This is a genomic window from Pseudoalteromonas simplex, assembly GCF_015278155.1.
Taxonomy (GTDB): Bacteria; Pseudomonadota; Gammaproteobacteria; order Enterobacterales; family Alteromonadaceae; genus Pseudoalteromonas; species Pseudoalteromonas simplex.
In genome coordinates this window covers 21,076-46,644 of sequence record NZ_JADILN010000001.1, presented here as the reverse complement: position 1 = coordinate 46,644, position 25,569 = coordinate 21,076, and the positions used below count along the sequence as shown (strand labels likewise).

Genomic DNA, 25,569 nt, shown 5'->3' with positions numbered 1-25,569 from the left:
GAATTTTTATTAGCGCTTATTGGCAAAGCTTTCCTATTATCAATAACATGACATTAACAGTAGCAGACGCTATTTAAATTTAGGAGCGCTTAAGATGAGCAAAGCTAAGATCCGCATGGCAATGGTAGGCGGTGGCGATGGTGCCTTCATTGGCGCTATTCATCGAATTGCAGCGCGATTAGACGGAATGATAGAGCTTGTTGCAGGCGCATTCAGTTCAGACGCAAACAAATGTAAAGCAACTGGCGAATTACTTGGGCTTGATAGCAACCGCTGCTACGACAGTTACCATACGTTATTTACCGAAGAAGCAAAATTACCCGCTGATGAGCGTATTGATTTTGTGGCTATTGTTACGCCAAACCATTTGCATTTTCCGGTCGCGCAAATGGCGCTTGAGCATGGCTTTCATGTGCTCTCAGATAAACCTGCAACGCTGACTCTTGCAGAAGCAGAGCAATTACAAAGCATTATTGCAAAGCAGCAGGTTTTATATGGCTTAACCCACACTTACACCGGTTACCCTATGGTCAAAGAAGCCAAGCATCGCGTAAAAGCTGGCGAGCTCGGCAGCATACGTAAAGTCATTGTAGAGTACACTCAAGGCTGGTTAGCGCACAGCGAAGACGAAGGTTCAAAGCAAGCAAGCTGGCGTTTAGACACCAGTAAATCTGGCATTAGTTGTTGTATGGGCGACATTGGCGTGCATGCAGCTAACTTAGCCGAGTATGTTTCTGATCTCGAAATCACCGAGCTTTGCGCCGATTTAAATCATGTGGTTGAAGGCCGAGCCCTTGATGATGATGGCACTGTGCTTCTTAGATTCAATAATGGTTGTAAAGGCGTTTTACTGGCAAGCCAAATTGCTATTGGCGATGAGAACAACTTACACCTGCGTGTTTATGGCGATAAAGCCAGTCTTGAATGGTCGCAACTTGAGCCAAATAGCTTATGGCTACGAGGCCACAATCAAGCCGCAACATTACTTAGAGCGGGCGTAGGTGAATTACACCCTGACACGCAAAATGCCCTGCGCGCCCCTGCCGGTCACCCAGAAGGCTACCTTGAAGCATTTGCCAATATTTACCGCAATTTTGCAGCGCAGATCCACGCATTTAAGCAAGGCGATAACGCAACAAATTCAGCATTTGATGTACCAGGCATCAATGAGGCTGTGCGTGGCATGGCGTTTATTGAGCATGTTGTTGCTTCATCGAAGCAAGATACTAAATGGCACAAATTACAGATTGGATAAAAAAGAATGAATAAAATCAAAGGGCCAGCAATATTTTTGGCGCAGTTTATTTCAGATCAAGCCCCTTTCAATAGCTTTCGTGGTTTATGTGAGTGGGTAAGTGGTTTAGGTTACAAAGCGATTCAAGTGCCAACCTCAAACCCGACTATTTTTGATTTAGAAAAAGCAGCTCAAAGCCAGCATTACTGCGATGAAGTCACTGGTATTGCCACAGAGTATGGACTTACAATTTCAGAGTTATCAACACATTTGCAAGGCCAGTTAATTGCTGTTCACCCTGCCTACGATGAAATGTTCGATAACTTTGCAGCAGAGCATGTAAAAGGTAACCCTGCAGCGCGAACAAAGTGGGCAACAGAGCAACTGATGCTAGCAGCGAAAGCGAGTAACAAGCTTGGCTTAACAACCCATGCGACATTCTCGGGGTCTTTTTTATGGCATACCTTTTACCCGTGGCCACAGCGTCCACAAGGACTTGTCGAACAAGGCTTTAGTGAACTTGCTAAGCGTTGGTTACCTATTTTAGATTGCTTTGACGAGCATAGCGTGGACGTGTGTTATGAATTACATCCGGGTGAAGACCTGCATGATGGTGTGACATTTGAGCGCTTTTTAGCAGCAACCAATAATCACCCACGCGTTAATATTCTATATGATCCTAGCCATTTTGTATTGCAACAGCTCGACTATTTAGCGTTTATCGATATTTATCATTCGCGCATTAAGGCGTTTCATGTCAAAGATGCCGAATTTATCGCAAATGGCCGTTCAGGTGTTTATGGCGGATTTCAAAACTGGCAAGACCGCCCGGGGCGTTTTCGTTCTTTAGGTGATGGCCAAGTAGATTTTAAGCAAATCTTCAGCAAGTTAACTCAATATGGTTTTGATGGTTGGGCTGTACTTGAATGGGAATGCTGCTTAAAGCACCCAGAAGATGGGGCAAGAGAAGGCGCTGAGTTTATTAAAGCACACTTAATAAACCCAACAGACAAAGCCTTTGACGATTTTGCCAGTGGCGCAACAAACACTGAGCGGAATAATCGAATTTTAGGTTTATAAACCGACAACAATAGAACACACAGGACACACAATATGGACAACAATAATTATAACCGCATTGTCTTTCGGCTTTGCTGTATAGCACTGATTGTGACCTCTATGACCTTTGCCATTCGTGCTGGTATTTTGGGTCAACTTGGCAGTGAGTTTGGCTTAACCGACACCGAATTAGGTTGGGTTAATGCCATGGCATTTTTAGGCTTTCCGGTTGCGACTATGGTCGGCGGTATTATTTATAATGCCATTGGCGCGAAGAAATTAGTGGCGTTAGCGTTTATCTGTCATTTTCTTGGCCTTGTTTTAACCATCACTGCTGATGGTTTTTGGGGCTTACTGGTTTCTACCTTTTTAATTGGTTTTGCCAACGGCGCTGTTGAAGCTGGCTGTAACCCACTAATTGCAGAAATGTACCCTAAAAACACCACCACTATGCTAAACCGTTTTCATGTTTGGTTCCCAGGTGGCATTGTGATTGGCGCACTTGCGTCGAACTTTATGTCGGGAGCAGGTTTAAACTGGCAATGGCAAGTAGCGTTAATTTTAATTCCTACTGTTATCTATGGCGCTATGCTGATCAAAGCACAATTTCCACGCTTTGATACGCGTACTCACTCTACCAGCAGCAATATTCGCCACTTATTTACGCCGTTATACATCTTTTTAATTGCTTGTATGACGTTTACCGCAACTACTGAATTTGGCACACAACAATGGATTGAGCGTATTTTAGGTTCATCGGGTGCCTCTCCTATGGTGGTATTAGCCTTGATCACTGGCCTAATGGCGGTTGGTCGCTTCTTTGCAGGCCCTATTGTGCATAAGCTCAACCCTACCGGTGTATTACTTGGCTCTGCCATTTGTGCAAGCTTAGGTATCTTTATGATGAGCCAAGCCGAGGGCAGCATGATTTATTTAGCAGCGATATTATTTGCTCTTGGGGTTACCTACTTTTGGCCGACCATGCTTGGCTGCGTTGCTGAATACATTCCAAAGTCAGGGGCGCTGGGTATGTCGTTAATGGGCGGTGCAGGCATGTTTGCTATGAGCATCTGGAACCCTGTAATTGGTAGCTGGATAGATACGGCACGCTCATCGGCAGAAGCAAGTGGCGCAAGCGCTGAACAAATTGAAATTTTAGCCGGACAGGCTGTATTACAAAACCTACTGATCTTCCCAATTATTTTAATCGTCGCATTCATTGGGTTGCATTTGGTAATTAATAACAACAAACGCACCGAAAAATGTGCGTCTTAAGCAAGTAAATCGTCGAGGAACACACAATGTTTAAATCTCTTAAAGCACTGACTTTAATGCTCACCGTTAGTAGCTGTGCACTCGCTAATGCGGCTGACAATCAGCTAACACAACAAGAAAAGCAAGCTGGCTGGCAGTTGTTGTTTGACGGCAAAGATATGTCGCAATGGCGTAATTTTAAAAGCGAATCTTTAAATCCTGCATGGGTCGTTGAAGATGGCGCTATGACATTAACCAAAGGTGGTGGCGACCTGCTTACTAAAAAGCAGTACCAAAACTTTGAATTACAGATTGATTGGAAAATCTCTACTAAAGGCAATAGCGGTATTTTTGTATTAGCAGATGAAACCGGACAGATGATTTACTCTCATGCACCTGAAATTCAAATTATCGATAACGAAGAACACCCAGATACCGAAATTGACTCGCACTTAGCGGGGTCAATTTACGATTTATTTGCAGCCCCAGTTGCGGCTCACAAACCAGCAAATAGCTGGAACCATGTACGCATTAAAATGCAAGACAACCACTTACAAGTTTGGCAAAACGGTATTAGCACCACCAGCATTGTAATTGGTAGCACAACATGGAACACCCTTGTTAAAGGCAGTAAGTTTGCAACTTGGAAAAACTTTGCAACGGCTGAACAAGGTCATATCGGGCTTCAAGACCATGGTGACAAAGTGTGGTTTAAAAATATAAAAATCAAGGAGCTATAAGATGTCTGATTTTAAACATAAGGTATTAGTTGTTGGCTCGGGTGCTGGCGGTGCAATGGCCGCATATACGCTAACCAAACTTGGCCACAAAGTATTATTACTTGAAGCGGGCCGTAATTATGACCCGAAAACAGAAAGCCCGATGTTTCGTCGTAACAGTGAGGCTCCACTTATGGGGGCTGGTAACAAAGACAAAAACTTTGGCTTTTACGATGCAACCGTTGATGGCGGCTGGCAAGTGCCTGATGAGCCATACACCAGCGCCAAAGGAAGCGACTTTTATTGGTGGCGCGCACGTATGTTAGGTGGTCGAACAAATCACTGGGGCCGCTATTCATTACGCTTTAGTGAGCACGATTTTAAAGGCAAAAGCCGAGATGGTCACGGTGCCGACTGGCCATTTGAATACGCTGACTTAGCACCTTGGTACGATAAAACTGAAGAACTTGTGGGTGTATGTGGCACCAATACTGGCCATGAAGATATGCCTGATTCGTCACCGGGTATTTTACAGCCACCACCAAAGCCGCGTGTTCCTGAGCTTTTAATTGCCGCCTCTGCAAAGAAAATGGGCATTCAAGCAGTGCCTATGCATCGCGCGGTATTAACTCGCCCTAAAGATGATCGCATGGCCTGTTTTTATGCGACACCTTGTGGCTCTGGTTGTTCAATTGGTGCTGCTTTTCAAACTACTACATCGCTATTACCTATGGCAAAAGCCACAGGTAACTTAAAAGTTATTACTGATGCCATGGTTAAATCAGTCAAAGTTGATGAGCAAGGTAAAGTCACTGGCGTAACTTATGTTGATAAACACACGGTAACCGAACACGCTGTTGATGCCGATGTGGTTATCTTAGCCGCCAGCGCCTGTGAATCAGCGCGTATTTTATTAAATTCAAAGAATAAGAAGCACCCTAAAGGCCTTGCCAATTCAAGTGGTCAAGTAGGTCGAAACTTGATGGATTCGACGGGTGCATGGTTAGGTGCGCAAATTCCAGCACTTAAAGGTCGCCCACGTTATAACGAAGATGGACATACCGCAAATCACTTATTTATTCCTTGGTGGGGTCATCAAGCACAAGCTAACAATGAATTAGATTTCCCACGTGGTTATCACTTTGAAATTGGCAGTGGCTTTGGCCAGCCGGGTTCGGGTGTGTCAGGTGATAAACAAGGCTATGGCCCAGCTCTTAAACAGCAAATTCGTGATGCATATGGCTCTTACGTTGGTTTTGCTCTGCGTGGCGAGATGTTACCGAACAAAGATACCTACATGGAAATTGACGAAAACGTTAAAGACAAATGGGGTATTCCGGTATCAAAGTTCCACTTTAAGTGGTCTGACAGAGAATTAAAGCAAATCGAACATGGTTTAAAAACCGCGAAGCAAATCCTCGAAAACATGGGTGCGACCGTTGGCGAACTCCCACCTGCTGAAAAAGCAATTTCAAAAGGTGGCGAAATCATTCACGAAGTGGGCACCACACGAATGGGCAGCTCAAAGAAAGACTCAGTCACCAATCAATGGGGCCAAACATGGGATTGTAATAACCTATTTGTAATGGATGCGGGTGTATTTGCTTCAAACCCTCATAAAAACTGTACGCTCACCATCATGACACTGGCAATGCGTAATTCAACTTGGCTTGCTCAACAAATTGATAACGGGGTACTTTAATTATGCATCATCGTAACGAACACGACTCATATAACTATGTTTCTAACATGAGCCGCCGTGAGTCTTTAAAATGGCTTGGTCTATTAGCTGCGGGCTCGGCGGTTAGTTTAACTGCAGGTTGCACAAAAGCACTTGAAGATGACGTTGCTGTCTCTGCAAAAGAGCATTGGCCTGATTTAGATATCAAGCCTGTAACCGCTAAAGGCTATGGTCAAGATCCAAATTTGGTTATGCCACCAGAATCACCTTGGCCACTGACCTTAACAGCAGACGAACTCACGTTAGTAGCGGTTTTAGCTGATTACATTGTGCCGCGCGAAGGTGCTATTCCTTCAGCCAGTGAGCTACAAGTACCGGCTGTTATTAATGAGTGGGTGAGCGCGCCTTATGAAGGTCAACAACGCGATAGAATTAAAATTTTAAATTCATTAGCGTGGCTTAACGATGAAGCACAGCTTCGTTTTAAAAAGCAATTTGTTGCACTTAACGAAAAGCAACATCGCGCGATTTTAGATGATATTGCGTTTTTAAACGAGCAAACACCTCTACAATTTCAGCGTATTGGTAAAGCTTTTTTACGCTTTAAAGAGTTAGTGCTTGCTGCCTTTTTCTGTACACCTGAAGGCTGTAAAGACATAGGTTACCTTGGTAATGTGCCTATTGCAGGCGATTACCCTGGCCCTTCTGATGAAGCAAAAGCCCATTTAGATCAGGTTTTAGCTGAGCTTGGTTTAAGCGAGTACGCCTATATCGATTAACTTTCCCCCTTGTGTTATTTGTAACACTGTGCAGGGGGTCAGCCCCCTGCTTTTTTTAGGATTGAAGTATGTTTAAAACCCGCATTTTATTGCTCATTATTAGCCTTGTATTTAGTGGTCAATTATTCGCAAAACTGCCAGTGAGTGTGCAGCTATGGTCAGTCAAAGACACCTTAAAAAATGACTTTCCTGGTACACTTAAGTCTCTTGCCGAAATGGGGTTTGACGGCGTGGAGTTTGCCGGAGACTTTGGCCCATACTCACATAACCCAGCAGCCTTAAAAGCAAAGCTCAGTGAATTAGGCTTAGTTGCCAGTAGTGCCCATATCGGCTTTGATGCACTCAGTGAAAACACTATTGATAGCACCCTGCTGTTTTACAAGACCCTTGGCGTTACTACACTTTATGTACCTTGGGATGAAAGAGCATGGCACCCTGAGGGAGTTAAATCTCTGGTTAAAGAGCTTACTAAAGTCAGTGATTATGCAACCCGCTTTGATATGAAGATCGGTTTTCACAATCATAATAAAGAGTTTAATGCTTTTAATAATGCAACGTTTTGGGATTACATTGCCACTAATACCCCCAAGACCATGCCATTGCAGTTAGATATTGGCTGGGTCAATTACGCTGCTAAAGATCCAATCTACTTTATTAAAAAGTACCCTAACCGCACGCTTGCTACGCACATTAAAGTACGTACGGTTGAGGAGAGCAACTTGAGCCCTATTATCGGCGAAAACGACATTGATTGGCCTGCCATCATCGATACTTTAGAGTCGCACGGCAACACCAAGTGGTTAGTGCTTGAGCAAGAAGAATACCCAAACGGGTTAACCCCACTACAAAGCGTTGCTAAATCAAAACAAAACTTAGATAAGATCTTACTTGGTTTGTAGGGTTATTTTAGGAATGAGCTCGCTTTAACCACATGAGCTCATGGCTCGGATTTAATTTAAATAGTCGTTCACTCACAGCTCTATATCAGGGTTCATCTTGCCAGGAGCTATTGCCTATAGAACGCTAGTTTGTTATGGATCAATAAGCTTTATGTACACAACTTGCCTAGGTTCTCCAACCTTAGTGCAATCTTCATCAATTTGATCAGCTAAAACATCACCGTAGTTATCACGAATATATGACAATACTTCTGATCGACTAAATGTTGAAGAACCTTTTGACTCACCATAGTACACCTTTCCATAATCAAAATTTACTGCACCATGTTCTTGTAAAAGGGGTTTAATTTGATCTTTAAGTAATTTCTCTTCATAAAGTAGAGCCTTGATTTGACGCTTGATTCCAATTAAATCCTGAGCGAATTGCTCTATTTTATTATCGTTTTCCATAACCTAACCTTTTTATTTTTTAACACTGAAGTTTGAATGATTGTTAGCTTGGCGCGATTACTGAATATATTATTTGTAGCAGAGTCATTAACTAATTTCTAGCCAAAAGAAGTTTACCAAGCGAATATCTAAAATTCAGATAATTACGAAAAATTTGATAAATAACATAAAAAATAAGCAGTATACTTTGATTAAAATTAGATAGATAACGTTCTATTTTTGCTAACCAAAAATAGACACCCAAGCAGTTTTTCTATTTTAAATAGTCATTTCAATTCAAAAAGATAAACAAGCATTACAATACAAAATTAATAATAAAATATTAAGTACAGCGTTTACTTTCATTTTTTCGGCAGATTGTTTTATCTAAGTTGCGAAGTATTATATTAAAAAAGCCTCTCAAGGACTGAGAATGAAAGTATTGAATTTAAGAAAGACTTCTGAAAAAAGCATATGGCTGATGTTAGCTACCCTTGAGGCTGTTTTTGTATACCTTTTAAAAACCCTTTCACAGAAGCACTTTTTATATGAGCCGCTTCTTATACTATTCATGTTAATTTCGTTAGTTCTAACATTATTAATACTTAGTAGTAAAAGTGAACTCACAATCTGTCGCCACGGAGTATTTTATAGCTCGCCTTTTGGCAATGCGCATATAGAAGCAACTAAAACGAAGTTGATTAAACAATATTCTAAGTTTGGGTTTAATTGTGTAATTATTATAGGTGAAAAGTTTTTTATTTTTGCCCCTTTTTATAGTTTAACGTCTAGACAACTACAAAGATTAAAACGGTATGATTATAACTTGCTGCATTGGTTACAGGTAACTCATAAACGCAGCAAGTTTCAGGGCCTATAATGATAAGTAAATAGCAATAAAGGGCTTTATTAGTTTTGCCACTCTTTAAGTACGTCTTTCACATACTCATAGCGCCATGAGTTGAATAGATCTGGCTTTGATGCTGCTTTACGTTCATCGGCATCGAGCTTCCAATTCCAGCTGATCAGCTGGTTAATCTGTTTTTTAGAGGCCAATACATCTTCAGGAATGCCCCGCTCTTTTGCAGCTTTAGTGATTTTTTGTTTAATATCTTTCGCGGCTTTTTTATATGCCGGAAAATCAATTAATCGTTTTAATTGTGCAGGTTGTTCGCTTGCAGGAACGGCTTTACCACGTTCAATACATTTTAAAATTTCAACGCCCGAACGGTTAACTTCCATTGGCTCAACACCTGGCACTCTGCGTAACGCATTTAAACTTGCAGGCTTGCGCTTAGCAATTTCAACCATGTTGTGCTCTTTAACCACAAAGTTAAGCGCGAGGTTTTTGCGCTCAGCCTTTTCACGGCGCCATGCAGCAAGCTCGCGTAATACCGCTAAGTCGTGCGGTCGTAATTGCCATGCATTTTTAATGTCTTTGTAGAGCTGCTCTGCGGGCGTTTGGTAAGCACGTTTTTGCGCGACTAACTCGCTTTCGCTGATAACAATGTCAAAAAAGCCAGCTTCATCAATTTGTTTTTTAATAATTTCAAAACAAGGCAATAAGTGATACGTATCGGCAGCGGCATAATCTAGCTGCTTTTCAGTGAGCGGGCGCTGTAACCAATTAGTACGCGATTCACTTTTATCAATTTCGATATCAAGTAACTCTTTAACCATGTGCGCAAAGCCCATGCAGTTACCATGGCCTAGTATTTGTAGTGCAAACTGGGTATCAAACAGTGGTGTTGGTACAAAGCCAGCGTATTTTTGAAACACTTCAATATCTTCTGACGGTGAATGTAGTACCTTTAACACCTCAGGGTTTTTAAGTACTTGCCAAAAATCAAAAAGCGACAGCTCAGCCAGAGGGTCGATTAACGCTAAGTGCTCACCATCGTATACTTGAATAAGTGCAACTTCAGGGTAAAGCGTACGACGACGCATAAACTCGGTATCAATTGCCAGAACCGGTTTACCTGTAATTTTTTCTACAAAATCATTTAATTGATTTTGCGTTTCGATCAGTTGATATTGCACTTATACCCCTTTCTTTACCATAAAAAAGCCGGCTAATGCCGGCTTTAATTATTTTTCTTCGTCCTTTAAGGCTCTTCTTAGAATCTTACCAACGTTTGTTTTTGGTAGTTCATCTCTAAACTCAACGAGTTTAGGCACCTTATAGTTCGTTAAATTATCACGACAGTGCTTTATTATATCTTTTTCAGTTAAAGATTGATCTTTTTTCACAACAAAAACTTTAACTTGTTCGCCACTGACCTCGTGAGGAATACCGATAGCTGCTACTTCAAGCACGCCATCGTGCATAGCGACGACTTCTTCGATCTCATTTGGGAACACGTTGAAACCAGATACGATAATCATGTCTTTCTTACGATCAACAATGTAGAAGAAGCCTTCATCATCGTAAGTAGCAATGTCACCTGTTGCAAACCAGCCATCTTTTAAGCATTCAGCTGTTGCATCTGGGCGGTTATAATAACCTTGCATAACTTGTGGGCCTTTAACCCAAAGCTCGCCCGGCTCACCTTTCGCTGCTTCTTCACCATTTTCAAGCATAAGCTTAATATCAGTGCTAGGAGCAGGTAAACCGATTGAACCGTTATAACCTTCAAGGTCGTAAGGGCTAACAGTTACAAGTGGCGCACATTCAGTTAAGCCATAACCTTCCATTAATTTTGTCTTCGTTACAGCTTGCCATTTTTCAGCAACTGGACGCTGTACCGCCATACCACCACCAAGTGACATTTTTAAGCTTGAGAAATCAAGTTCAGCAAAACCTGGGGTATTTAGTAAACCGTTAAATAGCGTATTTACACCCGTTACCGCCGTAAATTTGTGCTGTGCTAGCTCTTTAACAAAGCCCGGCATATCACGAGGGTTTGTGATAAGTACGTTTAAACCACCGTATTTCATAAATGTTAGGCAGTTCGCTGTCAGTGCAAAGATGTGATAAAGCGGCAGTGCTGTGATAACCACTTCTTTTCCGCGCTCTAATACTTTGTCTAGACAACCTGATACTTGCTCAAGGTTACCAACCATGTTGCCATGCGATAGCATTGCACCTTTAGATACACCCGTTGTACCGCCTGTGTATTGCAAAAATGCTAAGTCGTTTAAATCAACTTCAGGTTTTTTGTAACCAGCTTCATCACCAGCAAGCGCATCTGCAAATTTGATCACATTTGGCAATGAGTAGCTAGGCACCATTTTCTTAACGTGCTTCACCACAAAATTAACGATGTACTTTTTAAGGCCGCCGACCATGTCACCCACTTGAGTAACCACGATGTGCTTGACGTTAGTTTTTGGTAATGCTTTCTCTAGAGTATCGGCAAAGTTTGCAAGAATAAAAATTGCTGAAGACTCTGAGTCATTTAACTGATGCTCTAATTCACGCACGGTATAAAGTGGGTTTACATTCACCACTACACAGCCTGCACGAAGAATACCTAAGATAGTCACAGGCGTTTGTAGTAAGTTCGGCATCATAACCGCTACTTTATCGCCTTTTTTAAGACCAAGATCATTTTGAATGTACGACGCAACACGTTTTGTAGCACTGTCTAACTCACGATAGGTCAACTCTTTACCCATGTTGGTAAAAGCTGGAAGGTCACTAAAGTCAGCAAAACTTTTTTCAAACAAGTCGAGTAGCGAGTGATAATGCTCAGGGTCGATTGTTTCAGGCATACCTTCTGGGTAGCGTTTAAGCCAGATTTTTTCCACTCTTAGCTCCTGTTTATAATTATATTTTTTAATAACCTTAAGCTAACTAAGGCCGTTTCTCAATGGAGTAAATACTCTAATGGTGCAGATAATCCCACATTTGGTGCAATTATACAATTAACTTGCTTTATACTGCCCAATAAATGCATGAACGTGTTCTAAGGTTAATGCAGGAAATTGCATATGGCAATGGTGACCACCAGGTATCTTATGAATTTTTAACTCTTTGTAATATTTACCATATGCTTCTAAGTTTTGCTTTACGAAAGGAAACCCCTCATCGCCTAAAATAAGCTGACATGGCGCGTTAATTTGTTTAATGGTTGCAATACATTGTGCTTCATCAAAGCGAAATCCTGAGTGATTTTTAAGCTTTGGATCGGTTGTTAAGTACCACTTGCCTGCTTTTTCGTAGCTATTTCGTGTCATTAATAACTCTGCTTGTCGGTATTCAAGGTCACCACTTGCAAGCCTTGCACTAATAATGTGCGCTTTTGAGTCAAATGCGCGAGGGCCTTTGCTGTTTACCCGCGCTCTATTTAATATTGCTTTACGAAGTTGGCCGCTCACTTCATTGCTGTTGGTTGTAACGCAGCCAATTCCCTCAATAAAGTTTACCGATGCTACCTTTTCAGGGAAGCAGCTCGCAAAAACGCCAGCCACCATGGCGCCCATAGAATGGCCAACTAAATGCACTTTCGTTACATCAAGCGACTCAATAAACTTATAGACGTCATCAATGTAGTCAATAAAGTAATAATGGGCGTCACTACTTCGCCAATCAGATAAACCATGGCCAGGAAAATCAAGGCAATACCAACGCTGATTTAGCTGCGCATTTTGTAACATAGGTATGTAACTATGTGCGTTATCAAGCCAACCATGTAAGGCAATCACAACCTCTTCGCCATGACCAAAGGTTAGGCCATGCATTGCCTGAGTGCCAGTTTGAAAAGAAAAAGGTTGCACAATTGCTCCTATTTATTAAGCGTTTCAACTTAAAGGCGTTTATTTATCGTCTGGCTAGTATACAATAATCTTCGCAGTATAAATAAGGGCACAATAATAAGGTTACATCAATGAAATTAAAATTAAGTCTTTTAGCATTATTATGCTCAGCAGGCTCAGTAATGGCTGAATCAGCACCAAAAAACATCATTTATATGATTGGTGATGGTATGGGCCCGGCGTACACAACTGCATATCGTTACTTTAAAGATGATCCAAATACTAAAGTTGTTGACCCAACTGTTTTCGATACTATTTTGCGTGGTATGGCACATACCTACCCTGATGATCATACCTATGTAACAGATAGCGCTGCAGGTGCAACAGCGCTAAGCAGTGGTCATAAAAGTTATAATGGCGCAATTGCCGTTGATACTGATAAAAAACCTGTAAAAACTATGCTTGAAGTTGCCAAAGAGCGCGGTATGACAACAGCACTCGTAGCTACTTCGCAAATCAACCACGCTACACCAGCAAGCTTTGCTTCACATAACGAATCACGCCGTAACTACGACGAGATTGCTAACGACTATATCGATAACAAAATCGCGGGTAAATTACCGGTTGATTTAATGTTAGGTGGCGGCACGAAATATTACGTTCGAGAAGACCGTAATCTAGTGGAAGAATTCAAAGCAGCTGGCTATCAGTACAGCGATGACTTTGCTGCAATGAATGACTTAAAACAGGTTCCTGCACTTGGTTTATTCGCTGAAGTAGGTTTACCGTTTGCGCTTGACGAAAATCCAACACGCCTTACGCAAATGACGACTAAAGCGCTTGATTTACTTGATGGTCAAAACGACAAAGGTTTCTTTGTAATGATCGAAGGTAGCCAAATTGACTGGTGTGGTCATGCAAACGACATTGCATGTGCAATGGGCGAAATGGACGACTTTGCTAAATCGATTGAACAAGCAAAAGCGTATGTAGATAAAAACCCAGATACCCTACTTGTTATCACTGCCGATCACTCAACAGGTGGCTTAACACTGGGTGCGCATGGTCAATATAAGTGGGAAACTGACGTTGTTAAAGGTGTTAAAGCAACTGCCGGCACTATCACAAAAGATCTACTTGAAAACGATGACTTAAAAGCAGTATGGCAAAAGTATTCTGATATCGAATTTACTGATGCAAACAGCATCAAGCTAAACGAAGCTAAGAAAATGGGCGATAAAGCACTGCTACTTGCTGTAAAAGATATCATCAATCATGCCAGCTTCACGGGGTGGACTACTGGTGGCCACACCGCTATTGATGTACAAGTATTTGCCTATGGTAAACGTGCAGAAGATTTCTACGGTTCGCAAAACAATACTGCGATTGCCGACAAGCTGATAGGTTTTATTAAGCAGTAATTTTATTGCTTAGAAATACTGTTCAATCATAAAAAAGCCTAAACATATTGTTTAGGCTTTTTTGTGAATTCAGTTTTAGCTTTTATTAATCATACCAATTAGCTATGCATATACATCAACGCCAATAAGGCTTTGCACTTCGGCGCGGCGCTCTAAGTTAGCAAATTCCGTATAGGTTGAAATCGCGCGACTGGTTTTTGGGTTGCTTGGTTTGTCATAAATTGTTTGCTGATAGCTTTGCGACTCAGCTTTAAATTCATCGGCAATAGCAACAGCTTGAGGACTTGATTTAACATACTCTGTTGACGATTTTTGCTCAGCCGTTTGGTCTGATATCGCTTTAGGCTTATCAGTAATGGTATTTTTACGGCTATATTGACCGGGAATGTCACCGGTATAAAAGCCTGAGCCAATAGGTAAAGTCAAACTCGTAATTCCACATCAAACATGACTAAATTATGTGCCATAACTGACGGGCACGCAAGTCCCGTTATTCTTTCAGTTACTCTCGGCCTGGTAGCTTTTTCCAAGTCACTGTATCACGAACATATTTAGGCTGCGCATTGGCTGCAGTGACTGTATCACCGTGAGCATAAGCAGTGGCAACCGAGGCCAGCATGTACTTCGCATCAGGCAGTAAAATGTTTTCATTTAAGCTTACATTTGCAAGTTCTGTAACAAGTGCAGGATAGGTCTGCCAACCTGTACCCACCGCTGTTGCAGCCATTTCAGGTAGCGTTAGCAACTCAGGTTTAATGACTTGCTCTTCATCAACAAGCAGCATTAGACCATTATCATCAGCTTTATAGTGAGCGTAATAAATCTCGCCCATACGTGCATCAATCGCAGAAAACACATCGCTGGCTTGGTCTTGCTCAAACGCTTGTTGTGCCATCATCTGCAGTGTTGATACGCCAACCAAAGGTAAGCGTGCGGCATAAGCTAAACCTTGAGCAATCGCAACACTAATACGCACGCCAGTAAAGCTACCCGGTCCTTGACCAAAACCAATTACATCTAAATCGGTTAGTTTACATTGCGCCTTTGCGAGTAACTCATCAATTAAAGGCAAAATCTTTTGGCTGTGCTGCTGTGGGCACTCTTCAAAATGATGAAATGTTTGCCCTTGATAATGTAGCACCAGCGATAAAGCTTCAGTTGATGCATCTAAGGCAAGAATATTGTGTTTAATCATCTAAGTTACTCTAATTGATCTGTTCTAAAAACGCGTTTGCCATTGCTAAGTCGCGCGTACGGCGCATGGGTGGCAAACTTTTTAAAAATACTTGGCCGTAATGGCGTGTTACTAGGCGGTTATCGCAAATAACCAGCACACCTTTATCTTTACTATCGCGAATAAGTCGCCCTACCCCCTGCTTTAATGCAATGACCGCTTGAGGTAATTGAATATGCGCAAATGGGTCTTTGCCTTGTAACTGGCAATCTTGCATTTTTGCTTGCAATAATGGGTCATCAGGTGCGGCAAACGGCAATTTATCAATGATAACACAACTTAATGTGCTGCCTCTAACATCTACGCCTTCCCAAAATGAGGCTGTGCCGAGTAAAACGGCATTACCGTGACGGGTAAACTTCTCAAGGATAATGCGTTTAGACATTTGCCCTTGCATATAAACCGGATAATCCATTTGTGTGGTTAAACCTTCAGCTACTAAGTGCATCATACGATAGCTAGTAAACAGCACAAAGCAGCGACCTTTAGCTGATTTAATCAACTCAAGGGTCAGCTTGATAATTGCGTGGGGCATATTATTCGCATGAGACTCAGGTAAGTAGCGCGGCAAACAAAGTAGTGCTTGTTGTTGATAATCAAACGGACTTTCAACAATCATGCTTTGCGTTGGCTTTAAGCCAAGGCTAGCGTTAAAGTGCGCTAAGTCGTTATCGACCGATAAAGTCGCCGATGTAAATACAAAACCTGCTCCTGTGTCTTTCATCATCTGAGCGAATTTAGCCGATACATTAAGCGGTGTAATGTTTACCGTTAGGTATCGGCGAGTGGTTTCGTACCAATAACTATAGCCCGTTTGTGCGGTATCAAATACCCGCTCTAACTGACCTTTAAAGGCCAGTGTGCGCTCAAACGGATGCTCTATTTTTTCGCTACGGTCTAAGCATAACTTTAATACTTGGTATAAAAAGTCGAGGTCGCTAATGACCCGGTGCAGTGCTGCACAAATCTCTTTATCAGCCAGCTTTTCACGCCAATCACCACGGCTACCATCAAGCCCAAACTGCAAGCGTAAATCTGCCACGCTAGTTTCTAACTTGTTGAGGGTTTTGCCTAATTGCAGCATATCAGGGATATCGGCACGGTAAATTGCTCGTAAGTCATTAATTAAATCCACCAGCTTTTTGGTACTAACACTTTCACCAAAATAGTCACTGGCAATTTCACTGAGCTGATGAGCCTCATCAAAAATATAGGCGTCTGCCGTAGGCATTAATTCAGCAAAGCCTGTGTCTTTTACAGCCATATCTGCAAAGAATAAATGATGGTTGATCACCACCACGTCAGCTTCCATGGCATTTAAGCGGGCTTTACGAATATAGCAATCTTGAAAATCGGGGCACTCTTTACCCAAACAGTTATCAGCCGTTGAGCTAACATAAGGCAGTACCTTGGCGTCTTCTTCTATGCCTATACAATCTGCTAAATCGCCCGAACGGGTTTCACTTGCAAACTTTGCCACCATCGCAAGTTGATGCATTACATCTGGATCATCAGTTGGCACATGCGCAACGTGCTGGCTTAAGCGATAGGTACACAAATAATTCGCGCGGCCTTTTAAAAGAGCGACTTTTTTAGTGGCGCTCAGTGCTTTGACTAAATTGGGTAAATCACGATGAAACAACTGCTCTTGTAGTGCTTTTGAACCCGTTGAGATAATGGTTTTGCCTTTTGATTTTAACGCAGGCGCTAAGTAAGCATAGGTTTTACCCGTGCCTGTGCCCGCCTCAACCACTAATTGGTGACGTTTTTTTAAGGCATCGTCAACTGCAACAGCCATGTCAATTTGTGGCTGCCGAGGAGTATATCCATCAAGAGAAAGTGCAAGGGGGCCAGTGGCACTGAAAAGTTGTTTGATAAACTTCGCCAATAGATTAAAAGTGATGGGCAGATTTTACGTAACTGACTTGCCAAGGGCAAGACTAAATGAGGAAGCAAGGCTTCCTCATGGTTAAAAGTATGATTGCGTTTAAATCATTGTCCTTGAATCGTTAATGTCACGCCCGATGCAGCTCGGTAACCCTGTAAATCTATGTACCAAGTTCCACTTTGTGGGTTATCAAATTGACAACTTTCTTCGTTACCATTTTTGTAGGGCCGACATAGATAATTTGAACTTGTTGACGCTGAGCCATAGTTAACATACAAATCTGCATCGCCACTACCGCCAGATATAGTCACCGTTAAATTACTAAGGCCTGCCGGTATTTGTTGAGTAAAGCGCTGCCAACTACCGGTAGCGACACTCACGTTTGTCTCAGTTCGGTCAACGTTTTCGCCGCCACTTGAGGTGCTATAACTTCCCGTGAGTGACACATTCGAAATCTCATTCCACGCTTCAACCATGACATGATACGTGCCAGTTTGAACTGACGACATCACACAGCTTTCATTACTTGTAGAGGTTGTGCTTTTACAATCAAAGTCCTGTAAGGTCGGCTTACTGCCAAATTTAACGTATAAATCGGCATCACCGGAGCCCCCCTCAGTTACAAACTCAAGGTTACTGCTCATTGCAGGTACTTCAAGTGTAAAGAATAGCTGCTCTTTTGCTGCGCCCGACAAACCTGTTTTAGCTACGCCATTTTCAAGCTGATTAGTGGGCTCAGTTACTACATCACCGGCATTTTTTGCCATTTCAGCAACATAGCTCACTGCTAGTTTTGCAAATTTACTCGCGTGAGCCGCATCAAATTGAGCATCATTTGATGTGTGGATCAAAGGGTTAATGTCACTCATTGTTGATTCAAATGGCATTGAGGCGGCAAACCCTTGTTGATACCAAGAGGCATGATCTGAGCAGCCATAACCACATTGATCAAAGCCATAGCTCACTGCGGGCTGGTAAGCATCGAGCAACTGCGATAAATACTGATTTTGCGATGAGTTTGTGTAATCTGTCATCATCACAATATCTGTGCTACTGCCGTTATTGCCAGTCATATCAAACTGTACCATGCCTACAACATTCTTACCCTGTGTTTTATAACTTTGAGCAATATCTTTTGAGCCCCTTAGGCCTACTTCTTCAGCAGCAAACCCCATAATTTGTATGGTCCGCTGAGGTTGGTAGCTATTTTCCACTATTGCTTTTAAGGTTTGTGTGAGCACTGCAATACCCGAGGCATTATCATCTGCACCAGGAGCTCGGCCATTACTTGGATTAGACTGATTGATTGAGTCTAAATGGCCACCAATAACGACAATTTCATCTGCTTTTTCTGCACCAGGAATGGTCACAATAACTGATGATTGCGAAAAACTATGGTTAAAATACTCAACACTGATATCACTGCGGCTACTAGCTATTTGCTGCCAATGGCTCTTTAACCAATCAGCTGCATCAACACCACTTTGCACGGCATAATATCGGTTATGAAAGTTCATCATGCTATTAACCGTATCGTTCAGTTCACTACTATCAATCGATGATATTAGCGCGTTAACTGTCGCGGCATTATCAATACTGTAGTTTACTAGGCTCGCATTCATCGCAGTCTGTGAAACCGCATTTAATTGCTGAGTATAGAGCTCTGCATCTGCTAATGAGTCATGGGCTACAAAACCACCGCAGCGATGATAGTTATCGTGCATAAACTCACTTAAACCAGCGATATCCTGCTTGTTAACGCGCATAAAATTAACTTGATTCAAAACCGATTTTTGCATCGCAAAGTTGCTGTTTGGTTTACGTTTACTCACGGTATCTTGTTGAAAGTGCTCTGCAGCAAGGGCATCAATAGTGACCCAAATTGTTTCGTCTTGCGCTGCATAACTTAGTTGGCTCAGTGACAGTGTTGCAAAGCCTACTAAGCACTGTGTTAGGCGGGTTGTCATAATCAATCCTTTTATGATGTGTATTTTAATGAAAATAAAAAAGGGAGCCGAAGCTCCCTAAAAGGGTGGCTAGTTAGCCGAAATGGTGAGAGTTACACCACTTGCAGCGCTGTAGCCGCGAAGGTCGATATACCAAGTACCCGCTTGTGGGTTTGTAAATGTACAGGTTTCGCTATTGCCGTTTTTATATGGACGGCAGTCATAGTTAGATGTTGTCGATTGCGAACCAAAATTCACATACAAGTCAGCATCACCAGAGCCACCAGAAATAGTCACATCCAGTGACGAATAACCCGCATCTAGATCTTGTGTAAAACGAGTCCAGCCATTTCTTGCTACACTCAAGTTAGACTCAGTGCGGTTAATCGGCGTTACACCACCACCGCTGCCCGAATCAAAGCTACCAGTAAGTGATACACCTGAAATTTGATTCCACGCTTCTACCATTACGTAGTAAGTACCCGCTTGCACATTACTGATAGCGCAGCTTTCTGTGCTAGTAGATGAAGTACTTTTACAATCAAAGTTGCTCAGTGTTGGTTTTGCGCCGTACATAACGTAAAGGTCTGCATCACCACTTCCACCAGTTGTATTGAATTGTAAATTCGTTGCACCTGCTGGCACTTCAAGAGTAAAGAACATTTGATCTTTAGCAGCACCACTGATCCCTGTACGTGGCACACCATTGGTTAGTTCTTCATCACCGCCCGGAGGTGGCTCAGTTGTTCCACAGCTACTACCCGCACTCAAGCTCGAAGTCACACCAACCGCCGCAAGCGCAGCTTGAACATCTGCTGGTTCGTAATTTAAATCACACGCTGCATCCATCACGCCGTTACCTGCTAAATCCCAGTTTGTGCTGGCTGTCCAGTAAAGTTGGTTAGCTCGTGCCATCACTACGAACGCCTTTTGCGTATCCCAACCTGGTGTTGTTGCAAGGTTATAAAATGCCTTGTTGAATACACCTGAGCTGTAGTGCACATCCATACCAGAGTAATAATTGTTTTGATGGTCAATCGAGCTGCCATCTTGGGTGGGGTTATTCATGTAACGTAATGCACCGTTACCTTTAAAGATTTCCTGACCCACTAACCAGTCATTTGAGCCTTTCATGTAAAACTCAGCTGCTTCACCTGCCATATCAGAGAAAGCTTCGTTCAAACCACCTGATTTACCAGAATAAATAAGCCCTGAATTTTGTTCGGTAAAACCATGGCTCACTTCATGGGCCGATACATCAAGGCTAACCAGTGGATAAAACGTATTTTGACCATCACCAAATGTCATGGCACTGCCATCCCAAAATGCATTTTCGTAATTATTACCATAGTGAACACGCATTTTTAGCTGGAAGGTTAAAGGCGCGGTACCTAACCAGTCGCTATACATATTGAAAATAACGTTACCAAAATAATGTGCATCATTTAATGGCGAGTATGCCCCGTTTATTTCTTTAAAGGTATTTTCTGGGCATGTAAACGAATACGCTGACGAACCACTTGTACCACCATTTAAATTAATGGTTCTTACGTTAGCGTTATTCATCGTACAAGTACTGCCTGACTGAGTAACATCTAGGCTATCAAAATCAGTACCGTAAATGTATTTACCGGTTTTTAAGTTACCGCCTGGGCCCGTTGCACTGGCATGTTGTAAATTATCGAAGCTAAATAAAACTTCACCGCTGTTTGCATCAATAATTTGATACGGACGAGATGGGTTATCACCATACGTCACATAAGATACTTCATACACTAGGTGTGCAACGCTGTCTTCATCTAGCCAAATAGCTAAGCGTGATTGTTCATTATGCTTTTTTAACCCAACTGATTTAATTGCTGCGGGTGAGTTAGCAAGGCCCTTCGCCATTGCTTTTTTCTTGTTAAGTGCCGGAGACACTGAATCGATGTCGGCGGCAATGTCATACACTGCTGCACCATGTGCGCGTTTTAATTGGCCATTACCATCAAATGTAAGGCTAACCGTATCGCCGATGACAGGTAGACCTTGATACATCTGCTGATAACGGCGCGTGGTGTTGCCGTTACTGGTTTTGATTTCTTTTAATACAACTAAATCATTCCCTGCACCTAAACCAACTAACTGATTTGGATTTGCACTCAATACAGATGATGCATTGGTTTGCAAAGCTTGGTTAATCCCTGTTTGTTCGTTTAGGTATTTCTTGTTCGCAGCTACTGCACTTGTTGCTTGAGTCAAAGCAAAAGCAGCAAGAGTTGCTAGTGTGATTTTAGATAAATTCACGTTTACGCTCCGTTAGATTGTTATGTATTTAATATTTTCCTAGTAACCGGACTGCACTGTTCCCGATTAGTGACCAGCCTAGATTGATTGGAACGAAATTGAAAATGAAACAAAAAATTTACAAATAAAGTATTAGCTCTAAACTAAAACCTTATAATTAACAGTAGGATAAGAAAATTAAAGTTTATTAATTGTTAACAAATAAAATGAAAGTGTAAAATTATTGATACAAAATAATAACATTTATTAAACATTTGTACCTTTTATTTGTTTTTATTTTGCTCATTTCATTATTTGTGGTTCAAAGCTGAAGGCTTAAATATCCACAAAAAGCCTGGGTACATAATTTGCAGCAATACCAAGTACCTAGAATTTAAGGACTAAGCATGAATACTGAGTTGATACAAAATGAATGGCTAAATGAGCCTTGGCTGGTTGTCATTGGAGGCACTGCACTAGCCGCTATCGCTTTGTTCTTATTGAGGTTTGTAATTATCTATTGTTTAAAAAAATGGACTCAACGCACTGACTTTGTGTTCGACTCTTTATTGGTTGACTCACTCTCTACACCATTGACCTTGTGCACAATGATGGTGCTTGTGATCATTTTTGGTCAGTTATTGAACACCACCGGCTTTATGGCTGAGCACCCCTTACCTATTGCGGCCACCGCTAAATCCATTTGTATTTTTGCCTTAGTGTTATTTTTAGATCATTTCTTATTTGGTACCGTTGATTATTACAGTGCCCGCTCGGTGGTGGTTTCGAATAGTCATAGCATCATTAAAGGCTTGATCCGCTGTGCAATTGTGTGTGTTGGCTTATTGGTGTTATTAGGCACGTTAGGCATATCAATCACCCCAGTTATTGCCTCATTAGGCATTACCTCTCTTGCCGTCGCTTTGGCTTTGCAACCGACACTCGAAAACTTTTTTTCTGGCGTGCAGTTGGTGATTGATAAACCAATTCGGGTCGGCGACTTTATAGAGCTTGAAAGTGGCGACCAAGGGTTTGTTGAGAAAATTGGTTGGCGCTCAACCTGGGTGAAAATGTTGCCGAACAACATGATAGTCATCCCCAATAGTCAGCTGTCTAAATCACGCATCATTAACTACTTTTATCCCGAAAAAGAGCTCAGCGTCCCCGTTGAGGTGGGTGTTCATTATGGCTCCGACCTTGAAAAAGTTGAGCAAGTAACTTTGGATGTAGCAAGACAGATCTTAAAAAGCCATAAATGGGGCATCGATGATTACGAGACCTTTGTGGTCTTTCATACTTTTGACCAATCAAGCATCAATTTTACGGTGATGTTAAGAGCAAAAGAGTACTTTAACCGCTTTTGGGTAAAATCTGCGTTTATCAAAGCATTACATCAACGTTACGCAAAAGAAGGAATTGTGATCCCTTACCCAATCAGAGCTATAAATACCAGCCAAGAATCGGCTCACTTTAAACAGGCTGATTGACCTAACTGAAGTTATCATAATTGCACATTCATCAGGTTTTTTTTGTCTCTTTTGAGACATTATTAACAGCGATTATACATATGCAATCAGCACCTTGAATTTTTACTCTAAAATGTCATAAAAATCGCATAAACACTGTGACATACCTATTTTAGAGGCGTACTATATGCGGCCAGAAAGTGACTGCTTTCTGCGTCTTGTTATAAAAATATTTAAGGTCAAACAATGAATGCTTGGTACCTCATTTGTTTTCTTTCAGCATTAGCTATTTTTATTGCTTTTGCTAACCAATTCATCCTCAAAATGCAAACTACAATTGCTATAACAACAGGTTCTGTTGTTATTTCTCTACTTCTTATACTTGCCGTTAAAATGCTTGGTGATACCACCGCCCTCGAAATGACTCAAGTTGTCTCCAGTATCAACTTTAATCAGTTGCTATTAAAAGGGATGCTCGGCTTTTTGCTGTTCGCGGGTGCGCTAGAAATCAACTTAGCAGCCCTTCGAAAGCAACGGTGGGAAATTACCGCATTAGTGTTATTTTCAACAATAACCTCAACGGTCATTGTTGGTTACTTGAGCTATTATTTGTTTGCTTTTGTTGGCTGGCCCGTGCCGTTTATTTACTGTTTATTGTTTGGTGCTTTAATCAGCCCAACCGACCCGATTGCAGTGTTAGCCATTATTAAACAAATGCGAGCCCCAGAAGGTATTTCTGTGCAAGTTGAAGGTGAGTCTTTGTTTAATGATGGTATTGGTTTAGTGATTTTCACAACGATATTTTCAGTGGCCTTTTATGGCACCGAAGCTACCTTTACTGACGTTGCAGAATTGTTTTTAGTTGATGCAATTGGCGGTATCGTGTTTGGTCTGGTGATTGCGTTAGTCGGGCATTTTTTAATTATTAATAGCCGCGATGTGAACATTCGTTTGCTACTAACCCTGACCATTCCAACAGCCGGCTTTGCAGCAGCAAATATTTGGGAAATCTCAGGTGCCCTTGCTATGGTCACCAGTGGTATCTTACTTGGCAATATTACTCGTTCAAAAGCAACAGAGCGTACCGGGCCTGAAGATACTCGCTACGTGAAAGACTTTTGGCATGCCACAGATAGCTTTTTAAATGCCTTGCTGTTTTTGATCATCGGAATGCTAATTGTCACTATGCCTATTACTCTTGAAGAAATTGGCTTAGGTTTACTCATGGTGCCTGTGGTGTTGCTGGCTCGTTTTTTAAGTGTAGGCACGCCATTTGTATTTTTTAAAAAGTACCGCCAGTACGATAAGCACTCAGTGAAAATACTCACTTGGGGTGGCTTACGGGGTGGTTTAGCGCTTGCAATGGCAGCTGCCATCCCACGCGATCAAGTAATGATCGCAGGCTCTGATTTACATGACTTGATTGTTATTGTCACTTATGTGGTGGTGATCTTTTCGATTATCGTACAAGGTTTGACAATATCGCCGTTGATCCAAAGCAGTATTCAATCAGCAGAAGCGAAAAATTAAGCACTGATTTTTACTTTAAAGGCTCGATTATCGAGCCTTTTTTTGTGCTTTATCGGAATACATTCGTGCGTCTGCAACAGCAAGTAATTTAGTCAGCGAGCAAGGCTGCTGATCTGAAAAATCGGCAATGCCATAGGAAAAGCTAAGTTCAACTTGATTATTAAAACTATTAGGTAAGTGACTGAATGACAAAAATAAACGCTGCATAATAGCCTCGCAATCACTGGTATTTAAATCTGTAAACAAAATTACAAACTCATCACCGCTCAACCGCGCATATAAATCCGCTTTGCGACAGCAGCTTTCCAGCAACCTTGCAAAATCTTTTAGCAACCGATCGCCTGCAGCATGACCGAACTGGTCGTTAATTGCTTTAAAGTTATCTAAATCTATAAATACCAATTTTGCTTTTAAATGCTGGCGAATGCATAAATCAAGGTAATGTTCAGCTGTGCTAATAAAACCCCGACGATTGGGTAATAAGGTAAGCTCATCTGTGGTTGCTAATTGCATAACCGCAAACTCACGCTCGACAATTGCTGCAAAGTCTTTTAAAACTTTAGTATCTTTATTGTTAAAACTGCGAGGTTGGTGATCAATAAGGCACAAAGTGCCAATTCTATTTCCTGATTTAAGTGTGATTGGGCAACCTGCATAAAAACGAATATTTGGGTCACCCATTACCAGCGGGTTATCTTCAAAACGTTTATCGTTTAAGGCATTTTCAACCACTAGGGGGTCTTTATATAAAATTGCATGGGCGCAAAAAGAAATGTCTCTTGCAGTCTCTGTCACATCTAACCCCACACATGACTTAAACCACTGTCTATGCTCGTCAATTAAGCTAATGACACAAATTGGCACAGAGAAAAACTGTTGGGCAAGGCGAGTGATTCGGTCAAAGGCGGGGTCGCTCTGAGAGTCTAATACATCCAAAGAGCGAAGCTCTTCAAGCCTTGCTTGCTCATTTAACGGCACTGCTGGTCGTTCCATTAGATTGCCTTTTGATCAAAATCACATGTATTTCTTAACCCTAGCAGAAAAAAATGGTCTATTGCATACAAACA

The 25,569-nt window shown here is 41.8% G+C and carries 21 protein-coding genes; 11 read left to right on the top strand and 10 right to left on the bottom strand.

Annotated features, from left to right (window positions below; translation table 11 throughout):
* The first annotated feature begins 94 nt into the window (after window positions 1-94).
* The 7 genes from IRQ78_RS00215 (at window position 95) to IRQ78_RS00185 (ending at window position 7,625) form a co-directional block, all read left to right on the top strand.
* Window positions 95-1,255, top strand: a complete 1,161-nt coding sequence (locus IRQ78_RS00215; protein WP_194441041.1) for a Gfo/Idh/MocA family protein — start codon at window positions 95-97, stop codon at window positions 1,253-1,255.
* A 6-nt stretch (window positions 1,256-1,261) separates the two neighbouring features.
* Window positions 1,262-2,314: a sugar phosphate isomerase/epimerase family protein gene (locus tag IRQ78_RS00210; RefSeq protein WP_194441040.1), complete on the top strand. Its 1,053-nt coding sequence runs from the start codon at window positions 1,262-1,264 to the stop codon at window positions 2,312-2,314.
* A 33-nt stretch (window positions 2,315-2,347) separates the two neighbouring features.
* Window positions 2,348-3,568: an MFS transporter gene (locus IRQ78_RS00205; RefSeq protein WP_054552039.1), complete on the top strand. Its 1,221-nt coding sequence runs from the start codon at window positions 2,348-2,350 to the stop codon at window positions 3,566-3,568.
* A gap of 26 nt (window positions 3,569-3,594) precedes the next feature.
* Window positions 3,595-4,287: a 3-keto-disaccharide hydrolase gene (locus tag IRQ78_RS00200; protein WP_054552038.1), complete on the top strand. Its 693-nt coding sequence runs from the start codon at window positions 3,595-3,597 to the stop codon at window positions 4,285-4,287.
* 1 nt (window position 4,288) lies between these two features.
* The gene (locus IRQ78_RS00195) at window positions 4,289-5,968 is read left to right on the top strand and encodes a GMC family oxidoreductase (RefSeq protein WP_194441039.1); all 1,680 of its coding nucleotides are present in this window, start codon (window positions 4,289-4,291) and stop codon (window positions 5,966-5,968) included.
* A gap of 2 nt (window positions 5,969-5,970) precedes the next feature.
* Window positions 5,971-6,726, top strand: coding sequence for a gluconate 2-dehydrogenase subunit 3 family protein (locus tag IRQ78_RS00190; RefSeq protein ID WP_194441038.1), 756 nt, complete (start codon window positions 5,971-5,973; stop codon window positions 6,724-6,726).
* Between the two features lie 68 nt (window positions 6,727-6,794).
* A complete protein-coding gene (locus tag IRQ78_RS00185) occupies window positions 6,795-7,625 on the top strand; it encodes a sugar phosphate isomerase/epimerase family protein (protein WP_194441037.1) in 831 nt (276 codons plus the stop codon).
* A 132-nt stretch (window positions 7,626-7,757) separates the two neighbouring features.
* Here the strand turns inward: IRQ78_RS00185 and IRQ78_RS00180 are convergent, their stop codons facing one another.
* Window positions 7,758-8,075 carry a hypothetical protein gene (locus IRQ78_RS00180; protein ID WP_194441036.1) on the bottom strand — a complete coding sequence of 106 codons (318 nt, stop codon included), beginning with the start codon at window positions 8,073-8,075 and terminating at the stop codon, window positions 7,758-7,760.
* A 412-nt stretch (window positions 8,076-8,487) separates the two neighbouring features.
* Here IRQ78_RS00180 and IRQ78_RS00175 point away from each other — a divergent pair, with 412 nt between their 5' ends.
* Entirely contained in the window at window positions 8,488-8,934 is a 447-nt protein-coding gene (locus IRQ78_RS00175; RefSeq protein WP_054552032.1) for a hypothetical protein, read from the top strand.
* A 29-nt stretch (window positions 8,935-8,963) separates the two neighbouring features.
* Here the strand turns inward: IRQ78_RS00175 and rnd are convergent, their stop codons facing one another.
* From rnd to IRQ78_RS00160, 3 genes are all read right to left on the bottom strand, one after another.
* Window positions 8,964-10,094 (bottom strand): ribonuclease D, encoded by a 1,131-nt coding sequence (gene rnd / locus IRQ78_RS00170; protein WP_187491026.1) that lies wholly within the window; start codon window positions 10,092-10,094, stop codon window positions 8,964-8,966.
* Window positions 10,095-10,142: 48 nt separating this feature from the next.
* Window positions 10,143-11,804 (bottom strand): long-chain-fatty-acid--CoA ligase FadD, encoded by a 1,662-nt coding sequence (fadD, locus tag IRQ78_RS00165; protein WP_138616640.1) that lies wholly within the window; start codon window positions 11,802-11,804, stop codon window positions 10,143-10,145.
* A 117-nt stretch (window positions 11,805-11,921) separates the two neighbouring features.
* Window positions 11,922-12,773, bottom strand: coding sequence for an alpha/beta fold hydrolase (locus tag IRQ78_RS00160; protein ID WP_194441035.1), 852 nt, complete (start codon window positions 12,771-12,773; stop codon window positions 11,922-11,924).
* A gap of 110 nt (window positions 12,774-12,883) precedes the next feature.
* Here IRQ78_RS00160 and IRQ78_RS00155 point away from each other — a divergent pair, with 110 nt between their 5' ends.
* Entirely contained in the window at window positions 12,884-14,173 is a 1,290-nt protein-coding gene (locus IRQ78_RS00155; RefSeq protein ID WP_194441034.1) for an alkaline phosphatase, read from the top strand.
* 102 nt (window positions 14,174-14,275) lie between these two features.
* On the opposite strand, the gene IRQ78_RS00150 is transcribed toward IRQ78_RS00155, so the two are convergent.
* The 5 genes from IRQ78_RS00150 to IRQ78_RS00130 all read right to left on the bottom strand — a co-directional run bounded on the left by IRQ78_RS00150 (window position 14,276) and on the right by IRQ78_RS00130 (window position 21,527).
* Window positions 14,276-14,599, bottom strand: coding sequence for a hypothetical protein (locus IRQ78_RS00150; RefSeq protein WP_054552027.1), 324 nt, complete (start codon window positions 14,597-14,599; stop codon window positions 14,276-14,278).
* A 76-nt stretch (window positions 14,600-14,675) separates the two neighbouring features.
* Window positions 14,676-15,368, bottom strand: coding sequence for a tRNA (adenosine(37)-N6)-threonylcarbamoyltransferase complex dimerization subunit type 1 TsaB (tsaB, locus tag IRQ78_RS00145; RefSeq protein WP_194441033.1), 693 nt, complete (start codon window positions 15,366-15,368; stop codon window positions 14,676-14,678).
* 10 nt (window positions 15,369-15,378) lie between these two features.
* Window positions 15,379-17,295, bottom strand: a complete 1,917-nt coding sequence (locus IRQ78_RS00140) for an ATP-dependent DNA helicase (protein ID WP_054552025.1) — start codon at window positions 17,293-17,295, stop codon at window positions 15,379-15,381.
* 104 nt (window positions 17,296-17,399) lie between these two features.
* On the bottom strand, window positions 17,400-19,262 hold the full coding sequence (locus IRQ78_RS00135) for a M28 family metallopeptidase (protein ID WP_194441032.1): 1,863 nt from the start codon (window positions 19,260-19,262) through the stop codon (window positions 17,400-17,402).
* Window positions 19,263-19,331: 69 nt separating this feature from the next.
* Window positions 19,332-21,527 carry a M4 family metallopeptidase gene (locus IRQ78_RS00130; protein WP_194441031.1) on the bottom strand — a complete coding sequence of 732 codons (2,196 nt, stop codon included), beginning with the start codon at window positions 21,525-21,527 and terminating at the stop codon, window positions 19,332-19,334.
* A 386-nt stretch (window positions 21,528-21,913) separates the two neighbouring features.
* On the opposite strand from IRQ78_RS00130, the gene IRQ78_RS00125 reads away from it, so the two are divergent.
* Complete coding sequence (locus tag IRQ78_RS00125; RefSeq protein ID WP_194441030.1) at window positions 21,914-22,993, top strand: mechanosensitive ion channel family protein; 1,080 nt, start codon at window positions 21,914-21,916, stop codon at window positions 22,991-22,993.
* A 225-nt stretch (window positions 22,994-23,218) separates the two neighbouring features.
* On the top strand, window positions 23,219-24,502 hold the full coding sequence (locus IRQ78_RS00120; protein WP_054552023.1) for a cation:proton antiporter: 1,284 nt from the start codon (window positions 23,219-23,221) through the stop codon (window positions 24,500-24,502).
* A gap of 27 nt (window positions 24,503-24,529) precedes the next feature.
* Here the strand turns inward: IRQ78_RS00120 and IRQ78_RS00115 are convergent, their stop codons facing one another.
* Entirely contained in the window at window positions 24,530-25,495 is a 966-nt protein-coding gene (locus tag IRQ78_RS00115) for a sensor domain-containing diguanylate cyclase (RefSeq protein ID WP_194441029.1), read from the bottom strand.
* Window positions 25,496-25,569 lie beyond the last annotated feature (74 nt).